12 protein-coding genes are annotated in these 12,025 nt (G+C 70.5%); 10 read left to right on the forward strand and 2 right to left on the reverse strand.

From position 1 onward, the window contains the following. Positions 1–69: 69 nt before the first annotated feature. The 6 genes from ACF1BE_RS18170 (at position 70) to ACF1BE_RS18195 (ending at position 4,894) form a co-directional block, all read left to right on the forward strand. On the forward strand, positions 70–822 hold the full coding sequence (locus ACF1BE_RS18170; protein ID WP_392200056.1) for a hypothetical protein: 753 nt from the start codon (positions 70–72) through the stop codon (positions 820–822). Then, positions 819–1,499 carry a DUF4166 domain-containing protein gene (locus ACF1BE_RS18175; protein ID WP_392200024.1) on the forward strand — a complete coding sequence of 227 codons (681 nt, stop codon included), beginning with the start codon at positions 819–821 and terminating at the stop codon, positions 1,497–1,499. Before ACF1BE_RS18170 ends, ACF1BE_RS18175 begins: the two co-directional genes overlap by 4 nt. Beyond that, positions 1,496–2,143, forward strand: coding sequence for a TetR/AcrR family transcriptional regulator (locus ACF1BE_RS18180; protein ID WP_392200025.1), 648 nt, complete (start codon positions 1,496–1,498; stop codon positions 2,141–2,143). Before ACF1BE_RS18175 ends, ACF1BE_RS18180 begins: the two co-directional genes overlap by 4 nt. Positions 2,144–2,226: 83 nt before the next feature. Further along, a complete protein-coding gene (locus ACF1BE_RS18185; RefSeq protein ID WP_392200026.1) occupies positions 2,227–2,736 on the forward strand; it encodes a MarR family winged helix-turn-helix transcriptional regulator in 510 nt (169 codons plus the stop codon). 43 nt (positions 2,737–2,779) lie between these two features. Beyond that, positions 2,780–3,118, forward strand: coding sequence for a DUF3817 domain-containing protein (locus ACF1BE_RS18190; RefSeq protein WP_356820175.1), 339 nt, complete (start codon positions 2,780–2,782; stop codon positions 3,116–3,118). 75 nt (positions 3,119–3,193) lie between these two features. Beyond that, positions 3,194–4,894 carry a methylmalonyl-CoA mutase gene (locus tag ACF1BE_RS18195; protein WP_392200027.1) on the forward strand — a complete coding sequence of 567 codons (1,701 nt, stop codon included), beginning with the start codon at positions 3,194–3,196 and terminating at the stop codon, positions 4,892–4,894. Between the two features lie 252 nt (positions 4,895–5,146). Here ACF1BE_RS18195 and ACF1BE_RS18200 read toward each other — a convergent pair whose 3' ends face one another. Next, the gene (locus ACF1BE_RS18200) at positions 5,147–5,773 is read right to left on the reverse strand and encodes a TetR/AcrR family transcriptional regulator (RefSeq protein ID WP_392200028.1); all 627 of its coding nucleotides are present in this window, start codon (positions 5,771–5,773) and stop codon (positions 5,147–5,149) included. Between the two features lie 209 nt (positions 5,774–5,982). Between ACF1BE_RS18200 and ACF1BE_RS18205 the strand changes: the two genes are divergently transcribed. The 4 genes from ACF1BE_RS18205 to ACF1BE_RS18220 all read left to right on the forward strand — a co-directional run bounded on the left by ACF1BE_RS18205 (position 5,983) and on the right by ACF1BE_RS18220 (position 10,306). Further along, positions 5,983–6,954, forward strand: coding sequence for a tetratricopeptide repeat protein (locus ACF1BE_RS18205; protein WP_392200029.1), 972 nt, complete (start codon positions 5,983–5,985; stop codon positions 6,952–6,954). A gap of 624 nt (positions 6,955–7,578) precedes the next feature. Next, on the forward strand, positions 7,579–8,232 hold the full coding sequence (locus tag ACF1BE_RS18210; protein WP_392200030.1) for a DUF6230 family protein: 654 nt from the start codon (positions 7,579–7,581) through the stop codon (positions 8,230–8,232). A gap of 120 nt (positions 8,233–8,352) precedes the next feature. After that, positions 8,353–8,895 carry a DUF6114 domain-containing protein gene (locus ACF1BE_RS18215; protein ID WP_392200031.1) on the forward strand — a complete coding sequence of 181 codons (543 nt, stop codon included), beginning with the start codon at positions 8,353–8,355 and terminating at the stop codon, positions 8,893–8,895. After that, positions 8,885–10,306, forward strand: coding sequence for a hypothetical protein (locus ACF1BE_RS18220; RefSeq protein WP_392200032.1), 1,422 nt, complete (start codon positions 8,885–8,887; stop codon positions 10,304–10,306). The genes ACF1BE_RS18215 and ACF1BE_RS18220 overlap by 11 nt, the downstream gene beginning before the upstream one ends. Positions 10,307–10,548: 242 nt before the next feature. Here ACF1BE_RS18220 and pyk read toward each other — a convergent pair whose 3' ends face one another. Then, entirely contained in the window at positions 10,549–11,976 is a 1,428-nt protein-coding gene (pyk, locus tag ACF1BE_RS18225) for a pyruvate kinase (RefSeq protein ID WP_392200033.1), read from the reverse strand. Positions 11,977–12,025: the final 49 nt, after the last annotated feature.

Here is a 12,025-nt window from a genome sequence, read left to right on the forward strand (position 1 = left end):
AAGAGCGGTACGTTCAGGGGCAGACGGTTTGAGCGTTCGCTCAAACACCATGCTGACGTGGGGGAACACATGGGTCTGTACGTGGAGACACACATCCGCGCCGACCTGGACGAGCTATGGGCCCGCACCCAGGACCCGGCGTGCCACCAGCGCTGGGACCTGCGCTTCACCGAGATCCACCACCTCCCGCGCGCGGAGGGTGAGCCGCAGCGCTTCCGCTACGCCACCCGCGTGCTGCCGTTCCTCACCGTGTCCGGCACCGGGGTGGCGGCCGGCGAACGGGAACGCCCCGACGGCACCCGGACCTCCGCCCTGCGCTTCTGCTCCCCCCACCCCCTCTCGCTGATCGCCGAGGGCAGCGGCTACTGGCGCTACGTGCCCGACGCCCACGGCGTCCGCTTCCTCACCGGCTACGACTACCGCCCCCGCTGGGGAGCCCTCGGCGCCCTCGCCGACCGCCTGCTCCTCCGTCCGCTCATGGGCTGGGCGACCGCCTGGTCCTTCGACCGGCTCCGGCTCTGGCTGGAGCGGGGCGTCACCCCCGAGCGGGCCCTCGCCAACTGGCTCGCCGAGCTGACGGTCCGCACGCTGCTGCTCGCCCTGGGCCTGACCGGACTCGGGCAGGGCGCCCTCCCCGGCCCGCTAGGCCCCCTGACGGACGCCATGGCCTACCTGTGCCCGCTGCTGCTGGTCGTCGGCGTCTCCCTCGCCCTGTTCAAGGCCCCGCTCGCCGGGACCCCGGCCGCCCGGCGCTGCCTGCGCGCCCCCGCCACCCGCGTCCGGGCACCCCGTCTCCTGCGCACCCTGGAGGAGCACGGATGACCTCGATCTTCCAGACCGTGATGGGCGCCGACTTCGACCGCCTCCACCCGGCCCTGCGGCGCCGCTTCTCGGTGGGCCTGGCGAGCGGTGAGGCCTGCACGGGCCGGGGTGTGATGGACCGGATCTGGCACGGTCCGGCGTTCGTGCGGCCGTTCCTGGCCCTGGGCGCCGTCCGCAACATCCTGGTCCCCCGGGCCGGGCGGAACATTCCGTTCGTGATCGAGAACGTGCCCTACGTCGACAGCTTCGGCCGTGAGACGGTGAGTTTCGTGCGCACCTTCGACCTGCCCGGCCGCACCCGCCGTTTCGACGCGCAGATGGTGCTGAGCCCCCGGGGAGACCGCATCCTCGACTACCTCGGCACCCACCAGCACCTCGCCAGCGACCTGCACCTGCGTGCCGAACCCGACGGTTCGCTGCTCATCCGCTCCGGCGAGCACCGGTTCCGGGAGGGGCCGGTGGACGTCCGGGTGCCCGAGATCATCGGCGCCACGGCCGAGGTGCGGGAGTCCTACGACGAGTCGACCGGCCGCTTACGCATCCGGGTCCGGGTGGTGAACCGGTACGCAGGGCCGCTCTTCGGCTACGAGGGCTCGTTCACGGCGTCGTACACGGATGTGCGTGTCCGCGGGGTGCGGCCCGGGCTGAGGCCGGTGCGGGAGGAGGCGCGCGCATGAGCCCGGAGACGGCGAAGGCGCAGGAGACCAAGACGAAGCTGCTGGAGGGCGCCCTGCGGACGCTCACCGAGCAGGGCATCGCCAGGACGTCGGCGCGGACGGTGGCGGCGGCGGCCGGCGTCAATCAGGCGCTGGTCTTCTACCACTTCGGATCGGTGGACGAACTGCTCGCCGCGGCCTGCCGGTACGGGGCGGAGAAGGCCGTGGCCGGCTACCGGGAACGGCTCGCCGGTGTCTCCTCCCTGTCCGAGCTGCTCACTCTCGGGCGGGAGATCCACGAGCGGGAGCGGGCCGGGGGACATGTGGCCCTGCTCGGCCAGCTGCTGGCCGGGGCACCGACGCACGCCGCGGTGGGACCGGCCACCGCCGACGGGCTGCGGCTGTGGATCACCGAGATCGAGCGGGTGCTCACGCGCCTGCTCGCTTCGACGCCGTTCGGCGAGTTCGTCGACCCGGCGGGCCTGGCGCGGGCGGTCGCGGCGTCCTTCGTCGGGATCGAGCTGTACGAGGGGGTCGACGGTCAGGGTGCGCAGGCGGCGCTCGGCGCGCTGGAGCAGCTCGGCGCACTGGTGGCCGCCCTGGAGGACCTCGGGCCGGTGGCACAACGGGCGGTACGGCACCGTTTGCGGCGGGCCGGCCACTGAGCCGACGTGACTCCCCGGGCCCAGGTGACCGAAAGCCGAGACGGAGCTGACCGGCATATGACCGGCCGGTAGGGTCTCAAGACGTGCCGAAGCCTCTCAGCCTTCCGTTCGACCCCATCGACCGCGCCGACCAGCTCTGGAAGCAGCGCTGGGGGAACGTGCCGTCCATGGCCGCGATCACCTCGATCATGCGCGCCCAGCAGATCCTGCTCGCCGAGGTGGACGCGGTGGTCAAGCCGTACGGGCTGACGTTCGCCCGGTACGAGGCGCTCGTGCTGCTCACCTTCTCCAAGGCCGGTGAGCTGCCGATGTCCAAGATCGGCGAGCGGCTGATGGTGCACCCCACGTCGGTGACGAACACCGTGGACCGGCTGGTGCGGTCGGGGCTGGTCGCCAAGCGGCCCAACCCCAACGACGGCCGCGGCACCCTCGCCGTCATCACCGACAAGGGCCGTGAGGTGGTCGACGCGGCCACCCGCGACCTGATGGCCATGGACTTCGGCCTCGGCGTGTACGACGCCGAGGAGTGCCAGGAGATCTTCGCGATGCTCCGGCCCCTGCGGATCGCGGCGCACGACTTCGACGAGGAGTGACCCGGGGCAAGATCTCCCGGAACGGGTGGTTACGCTCGGCTCCATGAAAAAAAGCGTGCTGACCCGCTACCGCGTCATGGCGTACACCACCGGTGTCCTGCTGGTGCTGCTGTGCCTGAGCATGATCGCGAAGTACGGGCTGGGCGTCGACGGTGCCGCCGACTTCACCCGGGTCGTCGCCATCGCCCACGGCTGGCTGTACGTCGTCTACCTGATCTTCGCCTTCGACCTGGGCTCCAAGGCGAAGTGGCCGGTCGGCAAGCAGCTGTGGGTGCTGCTCGCGGGCACCATTCCGACGGCTGCCTTCTTCGTCGAGCGGAAGATCAGCCGCGAGCTGGACGCGCAGGTCGGCGACCGGGCCCCGGCCGTCGCCAAGGCGTAGCGCACACCGCCGTACGGATGTCGTACGGCGGTCAGCCATCGACATTTACTAGGACGTCCTAGTAAATTCAAGGGTATGGACGCTCACGCCATCGAGGAGGGCCGCCGTCGCTGGCAGGCCCGCTACGACGCCGCGCGCAAGCGCGACGCGGACTTCACCACGCTCTCCGGCGACCCCGTGGAGCCGGTGTACGGCCCCCGACCGGGCGACACGTACGAGGGATTCGACCGGATCGGCTGGCCCGGGGAGTACCCCTTCACGCGCGGGCTCCACCCGACCGGCTACCGCGGCCGTACCTGGACGATCCGGCAGTTCGCCGGGTTCGGCAACGCCGAGCAGACCAACGAGCGGTACAAGATGATCCTCGCCGCCGGCGGCGGGGGGCTGTCCGTCGCCTTCGACATGCCGACGCTGATGGGCCGCGACTCCGACGACCCGCGCTCGCTCGGCGAGGTCGGGCACTGCGGGGTCGCCATCGACTCGGCCGCCGACATGGAGGTGCTGTTCAAGGACATCCCGCTCGGGGACGTCACGACCTCCATGACCATCAGCGGGCCCGCCGTGCCCGTCTTCTGCATGTACCTGGTCGCCGCCGAGCGCCAGGGCGTCGATCCGGGCGTGCTCAACGGAACGCTCCAGACCGACATCTTCAAGGAGTACATCGCCCAGAAGGAGTGGCTCTTCCAGCCGGAGCCCCATCTGCGGCTGATCGGCGACCTGATGGAGTACTGCGCGGCGGGCATCCCGGCGTACAAGCCGCTGTCCGTCTCCGGCTACCACATCCGGGAGGCCGGCGCCACGGCCGCGCAGGAGCTGGCGTACACGCTCGCGGACGGCTTCGGGTACGTCGAACTGGGCCTCAGCCGCGGACTGGACGTCGACGTCTTCGCGCCCGGCCTGTCCTTCTTCTTCGACGCGCACGTCGACTTCTTCGAGGAGATCGCCAAGTTCCGGGCCGCCCGGCGCATCTGGGCGCGCTGGATGCGGGACGTGTACGGCGCGAAGAGCGACAAGGCGCAGTGGCTGCGCTTCCACACCCAGACCGCCGGGGTCTCACTGACCGCGCAGCAGCCCTACAACAACGTGGTGCGTACGGCCGTGGAGGCGCTGGCCGCCGTGCTCGGCGGGACCAACTCGCTGCACACCAACGCCCTGGACGAGACCCTGGCACTGCCCAGCGAGCAGGCGGCGGAGATCGCCCTGCGCACCCAGCAGGTGCTGATGGAGGAGACCGGGGTCGCCAACGTGGCCGACCCGCTGGGCGGCTCCTGGTACGTCGAGCAGCTGACGGACCGGATCGAGGCGGACGCGGAGAAGATCTTCGAGCGGATCAGGGAGCGGGGCCGGCGGGCCCACCCGGACGGACGGCACCCGATCGGACCGATCACCTCCGGCATCCTGCGCGGCATCGAGGACGGCTGGTTCACCGGGGAGATCGCCGAATCCGCGTTCCGCTACCAGCAGTCCCTGGAGAAGGGTGACAAGAGGGTCGTGGGCGTCAACGTCGCCACCGGCTCGGTGACCGGAGACCTGGAGATCCTGCGCGTCAGCCACGAGGTGGAGCGTGAGCAGGTGCGGGCGCTCGCCGGACGGAAGACCGCGCGCGACGAGGCGGCGGTGCGCGGCGCCCTGGACGGCATGCTGGCCGCCGCCCGCTCCGGCGCCAACATGATCGAGCCGATGCTGGACGCCGTACGCGCGGAGGCGACACTCGGCGAGATCTGCGGGGTACTGCGCGACGAGTGGGGGGTGTACACGGAGCCCCCGGGCTTCTGACCCCCTCCCGACAAGCTGCCCGCCGGTCCGACAGCCGGCGGGCAGCGTTGCGTCGGCGCGCGACCTCCCGTGGGAGCCGCCCGCGGCGTGCTAGGCCCTCTCGTTCGGATCATGCCGGGCTCGCGGGCCCTGGCACCGCGCCTCGCCGCGTTGTCGTCGGTTGCCATGGCTCCGCCATGGCGCCCTCCTCCGCCTTGCGATGCACGGCACCAGGACCCGCTCCCTGATCCGGCCTGATCCGAACGAAAGACCCTAGCCGTCTCCCGGGGCTTCCGCCAGGCCGTGGAGCAGGACGCGGGTGAAGCTGTGGACCCACTCCTCGTCCGCCGGTTTGCCACTCACCAGGGTGCGGTGGACGACCGCGCCGGCCACCACGTCGAAGATCAGGTCGACCGTGCGGGCGGACTCCCGCGCATCGGGCTCCGGGGGGAGCTCGCCGCGCTGCTGTGCCCGGGCGCGGCCCTCCAGGACCAGGCACATCTGGCGTTCCACGATGGAGGCGCGGATGCGTTCGCGCAGGGCGTCGTCCCGGGTGGACTCGGCGATCACCGCCATCAGGCCGCTCTTCGCCTCGGGCCGGGCGAGGATGGCCGCGAACTGGAGGACGACGCCCTCGATGTCGTCGGCGAGGCTGCCGCGGTCGGGCAGTCGCAGTTCGTCGAAGAGTTCCGCCACGGCGTCCACGACGAGTTCGTTCTTGCCTGCCCAGCGGCGGTAGAGCGTGGTCTTCGCAACCCCCGCGCGCGTGGCGACGTCCCCCAGGGTGAGCTTGGACCAGCCGAGGTCGACGAGAGCCTCCCGGGTCGCGGCCAGGATCGCGGCGTCCGCGGTGGCGCTGCGCGGGCGTCCGGGACGGCCGGCGGGGGTACGGCTCTGCATGCCACGACCATAACCGGCGGATGATGCGGTGCCGTGAGGGAGATCACCGGGGCGGGGTGTCGCGCGCTGCCCGCATGGCATTACGCTACGGGTCGTAGCGAAAGCTCGTGAGGGACGTGCACGGGCGACGACCACAGGCGTGGGGTGGGGACCCGGCGCCGCTACGACGCATTTTTCGTTCCGGCGCGGGATCGGGGGAGGATAGACGCATGCAGCCACGGAACATGTCCATGAGCGGAGTCGTCGACCTCGCCGCGGTGAAGGCGGCCCAAGAGGCCAAGGCCAAGGCCGAGCAGGCGCGCGCCGAAGCCGCCCGTCAGGGCGGGACGGGGGCCGTCTCGCCGGCCGACCTCGTCATCGACGTCGATGAGGCGGGCTTCGAGCGCGACGTCCTCCAGCGCTCCGCCGAAGTACCCGTCGTCATCGACTTCTGGGCCGAGTGGTGTCAGCCCTGCAAGCAGCTGAGCCCGGTCCTGGAGCGGCTGGCCGTCGAGTACGACGGGCGCATCCTCCTCGCCCGGATCGACGTCGACGCCAACCAGATGCTGATGCAGCAGTTCGGGATCCAGGGCGTCCCGGCCGTCTTCGCGGTCGTCGCCGGGCAGGCGCTGCCGCTGTTCCAGGGGGCGGCCGACGAGCAGCAGATCCGGCAGACGCTGGACCAGCTGGTGGCCGTCGCCGAGGAGCGCTTCGGGCTGACCGGTCTGACCGTCGACCCGGACGCCGAGCCGGGCGGTGCCCCGCAGGCCGCTCCGGCGGCAGGGCCGTACGACGCGGCCCTGAACGCCGCCGCGCTGGCGCTGGACGCCGGCGACCTGGGCGGGGCGATCCAGGCCTACCGCAACGTGCTGGCCGACGACCCGGCCCACCCCGAGGCCCTGCTGGGTCTCGCGCAGGCCGAGTTGTTGCAGCGGGTGCAGGGTATGGATCCGCAGAAGGTCCGTCAGGAGGCGGCGGATAAGCCGTCGGACGTGCGGGCGCAGATCGCCGCCGCCGACCTGGACCTGGTGGGCGGACACGTCGAGGACGCCTTCGGCCGGCTGATCCAGACCGTGCAGCGCACGGCGGGTGACGACCGGGACGCGGCACGGGTCCGGCTGCTGGAGCTGTTCGAGGTGGTGGGCCCGGAGGACCCGAGGGTGGTGGGGGCGCGCCGCGCGCTGGCGCGGGCGCTGTTCTGACCAGTCACTAAACGCCACGGTGTGTGATGCCGGGGTGAAAGATTCGCCACCGGGGCGTCGCGGTGACCGCGCTTTGCCAAAACTTGGCAATCGCGGTCACTGTTACTCCGAGTAAGCCAAAGCCGTTGATCTGTCTGGGTTCGTCCAGGGATCAACGGCTTTTCTCGTACCCGGGTCACCACCGAGTGTCGCGTTCCGAGACCGGTCGGTCGTCCTCCGGTTATCCAGCCGTTACTAGCCAGTAACGAACCCCCTTGTGTCCGGGCCGAGAATGCACCACGATCGGCGACGCTCGGTCCATTCCCGCACCCCGGCATCCGGCCGGGACACGGGAGACTCAGGGTCCCCACCGAGCAGAGCCGGCGGCAGTGGCGCCGGTTCTCGGGCAGGGGGGTCTTCGCCGGCCGGCGAAGCCTGTCCAGCAGGGTTGTGCGTGATTGCGTGTCAGGCGCGACCAGTGGTTGTCGCTCGGGGGTGATCGCCGGTGATTCGGGCGCGGTTCGCGCCTCCGGGTACGGGCGCTCTCCTTCCCGAGGACGTAGAGCTTCTCCCATCCCTGCCAGGCTGAGCCGCCGTCCGGGGGCGTGGCCGGGCCAGGAGATGTACGTCCGAGAAGGAGGAAATATGGAGTCCCAGGTGCGTGGCGGGACCAGATGGAAGCGGTTCGCTGTGGTCATGGTGCCCAGCGTCGCCGCTACGGCAGCGATAGGTGTCGCCCTCGCGCAGGGCGCGCTGGCTGCCTCGTTCAGCGTGTCGGGCCAGGAGTTCAAGGTCAGCGCCGACAAGCTCGTCGGCCATGACTTCACCCAGTACGGCGCGCTCGACACGGGCAAGGACCTCGAGGGCAAGGACGCGGCGCACCCGGTGGCCGTCTCGGCGTTCGAGACGGCAAGCATCACCAACATGTGCCAGTCCGTGGTCACCCCGGTCCCGTTCCTGAACAAGCAGATCACCCTCAAGCTGACCGCGGGCAACAAGGGCAAGGACGTCCAGGCGTCGAAGCTCTACATCGACGTCGCCAACCTCGACGCCGACCAGGCCGTGTTCGACAACATGGACATCGGCGTCGCGGCCGGCAGCGCCAAGGGCCCCAAGCCCAAGGCCGAGGAGTACCAGGGCAAGAAGGCCAACCCGTTCGGGTTCGCTCAGCAGGCCGACACGGCCACGCTGACCGGCGTGCACCAGACGGCGTGGGCGACCACCGCCGGCACCTTCACCCTGTCCAACCTGCACATGGGCCTGCAGTGGGGCAGCGGCGCGGGAATCGAGTGCTACTAAGCGCTTGATGGCGGGCGGGGGAGCCACCGGTTTCCCCGCCCGGCCTCTCGGCCCGCACCCCCGACCGCTCCACCCAGCACCACATCACCAGAGCAACGCCGCACCAGGGAGCTGTTTTCCATGAGCGCCGAGACTTCTGCCGCCCCCGGCCAGTTCACCCGCCGTAGGCTGCAGTTCCGCGCCTGGCGGGGCAACCGCCCGTTCTGGGCGGGCCTGTACGTCATGATCGGCGGTTTGCCGATCATGTACTTCCCGTACGCGCACCTCAAGCTGGGCGCGCTCACGGTGGCGATGTCGACCACCGCCGGAGCCGGATCCCTGATCATCGGCGTGCTCCTCGTCGTCCTGGGCCTGACCCTGTGGTTCCAGCAGCACGTGCGGGTGTTCGCCGGTGTCGCCGCGATCCTGCTGGCGCTGGTGTCACTCCCGGTCTCCAACTTCGGCGGCTTCATCGTCGGCTTCCTGCTCTCGCTGTTCGGCGGGGCCATGGCGGTGGCCTGGGCGCCGGCCAAGTCCGGGTCGCGGAAGACGGCGCCGGCCCTGACGGACGACGACGCTCCCGTGGAGAGCGCGCCCGAGACGGCCCACGGGTTCAGCGAGGCGAACGACCTGTCAGGAACGAGCCCGGCCAACGGGGCGAACGGGAGGCACAGTGCCGGCTGACGAGGTGATCCACGGGACCGACGTGGAAGGGCTCCGTGAGAGAACCGGGCCCCGTCACGCAGCCCCCAAGAAGACGCTGTTCACCAGGTTCCACATGCCCGCCGGCAAGGCGATAGCGTCCGTGGCGATGCCGACCGCGGTGCTCATGGGCTTCGGATACACGTCCTCGCTCGCCCTCGCCGCCAACGGCAGCACGTCCGCGTCCACCAGCCAGCAGGCCGAGGACTACAAGGACTGTCTGAAGGCCCTGGACGACTCCAAGGACGCGTCGGCCTCGCCGTCGCCGTCCGCATCGGCATCGGAGAGTACGTCCGCGACGCCGTCCCCCACGGCGAGCGCCGACGCCGGCAAGCCGGACACGAAGACGCCGGACGATTCGAAGGCCCCGGGCAAGACCTCTTCGCCGGATTCAGGTTCCGGCGACAAGGCCACCCCTGAGCCGACCGCGTCCTCCGGTACGGGTTCCGGTTCCGGTACGGGTTCCGGTTCCGGTTCCGGCGGTGACACGGCCACGTCGAAGCCGACGCCGACCCCGTCGCAGACACAGAGCGGCGTCGGGGGTGTCCTCGACACCATCGGCGACACGGTCGGTGACATCCTCACCGGCGGCCACAAGGACTCCGGCACGTCGACCGCGACCCCGACGCCCTCCGCGTCCCCGTCGTCGTCCGCGCCCTCCCCGTCGTCCGACCCGGGCACCGGTTCCTCGGGCTCCGGTTCGTCCTCCCCGGGCGGCGGCAGCGCCTCCGACACCGTCAAGGACACGGTCGAGAAGGCCACCGACACCGTGAAGGACACGGCCGAGAAGGCCACCGACACGGTCAAGGACACCGCCGGCAGCGCCACCGAGAAGGCCGGGGACGCCGCCAAGACCGCCGGAGACGCGACCGCGTCGGCCACGCCCAGCCCGTCCGCCAGTTCCAGCACGTCCCCGGAGGACTGCCCGGCGGCCACCGACAAGGTCGGCGGTGTCGACAACGGCACTCTGGTGGCGGACGATCCCTGGTACCTGGAGGCCAGTCGCCTGACGCTCAACGGCGCCGACTACCAGGGCGTCGTGGAGGTGAAGACGGCGAGCGGCACCACGAAGAAGGTACTCAAGTACGTCATCTCCGGCGGTACCAGCATCGTGGACCTTCACCAGATCGTGAAGGACAAGCAGTCGGGCAAGACCTACCACGTGCAGAGCGCCAAGGGTGGGGAGTCCACCATCGACGGCGGCAAGACCACGATGTACACGGAGAGCATCTCGGGCAACCTGCTGGGCCTGATCCCCGTGACGTTCACCCCCGACAACCCGCCTCCGCTGAACATCCCGTACATCCTCTTCACCCACGTCAAGGTCGTCCAGGCGGCCCAGTTCGGCGGCACCCTGACCATCCCGGGCATGCGCCAGTACACGACCGACTGACCGTCGTCGTACGCAACGAACCCTTCCGGGAGCCGCAACACCGTGGCCCGGTCCTCTGTTCGAGGACCGGGCCACGCCCTATGGCTCCCGCACCTGGACGCCGGAGCCGGACGGCGACAACTCCGGCATCGTCCGGCAACCCGGGCCGGCACGCGACCCAGGGCGGCTGAGCCGGGGAACGACCGAGGGCGCCCCCCGTCCCAGGAGGCGCCCTCGGCGTCGTACGAGTCCTTGCGGGACGGTCAGTTGCCCTGGCCGCCGATGTGGTGGACGCGGATCATGTTCGTGGTGCCGGGGACCCCGGGGGGCGAGCCGGCGGTGATGATGACGGTGTCGCCCGCGTCGAAGCGGCCCAGCCTGGCGACCTCCTGGTCCACCAGGTCGACCATCTCGTCGGTGGTGTTCACGAACGGCACGACGTGCGACTCGACGCCCCAGCTGAGGGTCAGCTGGTTGCGGGTCGACTCGTCCGTGGTGAAGGCGATGATCGGCTGGATCGCGCGGTAGCGGGACAGACGGCGTGCGGTGTCACCGGACTGGGTGAAGGCGACCAGGCCCTTGCCGCCGAGGAAGTCGGCGATCTCGGCGGCCGCGCGGGCCACCGAACCGCCCTGCGTGCGCGGCTTCTTGCCCGGGACCAGCGGCTGGAGGCCCTTGGAGAGCAGTTCCTGCTCCGCCGCGGTGACGATCTTCGACATGGTCTTGACCGTCTCGACCGGGTAGGCGCCCACGCTGGACTCGGCGGACAGCATGACCGCGTCGGCGCCGTCCAGGATCGCGTTGGCCACGTCGGAGGCCTCGGCGCGGGTCGGACGGGAGTTGGTGATCATCGACTCCATCATCTGGGTCGCCACGATCACCGGCTTGGCGTTGCGCCGGCACAGCTCGATCAGGCGCTTCTGCACCATGGGGACCTTCTCGAGCGGGTACTCGACGGCGAGGTCACCGCGGGCGACCATCACGGCGTCGAACGCCGCGACGACGGTCTCCATGTTCTCCACCGCCTGCGGCTTCTCCACCTTGGCGATGACGGGGACGCGGCGGCCCTCCTCGTCCATGACGCGGTGGACGTCCTGGATGTCCTTGGCGTCCCGGACGAAGGACAGGGCGACCATGTCGCAGCCCATGCGGAGGGCGAAGCGCAGGTCCTCGACGTCCTTCTCGCTCAGCGCCGGCACGTTGACGGCCGTGCCGGGCAGGTTGATGCCCTTGTGGTCGGAGACGACGCCGCCCTCGATGACGATCGTCCGGACGCGGGGGCCCTCGACGTCCAGGACCTTCAGCTCGACGTTGCCGTCGTTGATCAGGACCTGGTCGCCGCGCGAGACGTCGCCCGGCAGCCCCTTGTACGTCGTACCGCACAGGTGCTTGTCGCCCGGCACGTCCTCGGTCGTGATGACGAACTCGTCGCCGCGCTCGAGCTCGACCGGGCCCTCGGCGAAGGTCTCCAGGCGGATCTTGGGGCCCTGGAGGTCGGCGAGGACGCCGATGGGGCGGCCGGTCTCCTTGGAAGCGGCCCGGACGCGGTCGTACCGCGCCTGGTGCTCGGCGTGGGAGCCGTGGCTGAAGTTGAACCGGGCCACGTTCATGCCCGCCTCGATCATGGCGACGAGCATCTCGTGGGAGTCGACCGCGGGGCCGAGAGTACAGACGATTTTCGAACGGCGCATGGAGCGATCCTATCGGTTTGTTTCGCTACGGAATATTCCGTCTGGTGGA

This window comes from Streptomyces sp. NPDC014991, from assembly GCF_043080665.1.
In the GTDB taxonomy this organism is placed as follows: domain Bacteria; phylum Actinomycetota; class Actinomycetes; order Streptomycetales; family Streptomycetaceae; genus Streptomyces.

What these genes read in the sequence shown, in the direction of transcription:
- ACF1BE_RS18170 (WP_392200056.1), top strand. Translation starts at nt 70, where the DNA reads ATGGGTCTGTACGTGGAGACACACATCCGCGCCGACCTGGACGAGCTA.
- ACF1BE_RS18175 (WP_392200024.1), top strand. Translation starts at nt 819, where the DNA reads ATGACCTCGATCTTCCAGACCGTGATGGGCGCCGACTTCGACCGCCTC.
- ACF1BE_RS18180 (WP_392200025.1), top strand. Translation starts at nt 1,496, where the DNA reads ATGAGCCCGGAGACGGCGAAGGCGCAGGAGACCAAGACGAAGCTGCTG.
- ACF1BE_RS18190 (WP_356820175.1), top strand. Translation starts at nt 2,780, where the DNA reads ATGAAAAAAAGCGTGCTGACCCGCTACCGCGTCATGGCGTACACCACC.
- ACF1BE_RS18195 (WP_392200027.1), top strand. Translation starts at nt 3,194, where the DNA reads ATGGACGCTCACGCCATCGAGGAGGGCCGCCGTCGCTGGCAGGCCCGC.
- ACF1BE_RS18200 (WP_392200028.1), bottom strand. Translation starts at nt 5,773, where the DNA reads ATGCAGAGCCGTACCCCCGCCGGCCGTCCCGGACGCCCGCGCAGCGCC.
- ACF1BE_RS18205 (WP_392200029.1), top strand. Translation starts at nt 5,983, where the DNA reads ATGCAGCCACGGAACATGTCCATGAGCGGAGTCGTCGACCTCGCCGCG.
- ACF1BE_RS18210 (WP_392200030.1), top strand. Translation starts at nt 7,579, where the DNA reads ATGGAGTCCCAGGTGCGTGGCGGGACCAGATGGAAGCGGTTCGCTGTG.
- ACF1BE_RS18215 (WP_392200031.1), top strand. Translation starts at nt 8,353, where the DNA reads ATGAGCGCCGAGACTTCTGCCGCCCCCGGCCAGTTCACCCGCCGTAGG.
- pyk (WP_392200033.1), bottom strand. Translation starts at nt 11,976, where the DNA reads ATGCGCCGTTCGAAAATCGTCTGTACTCTCGGCCCCGCGGTCGACTCC.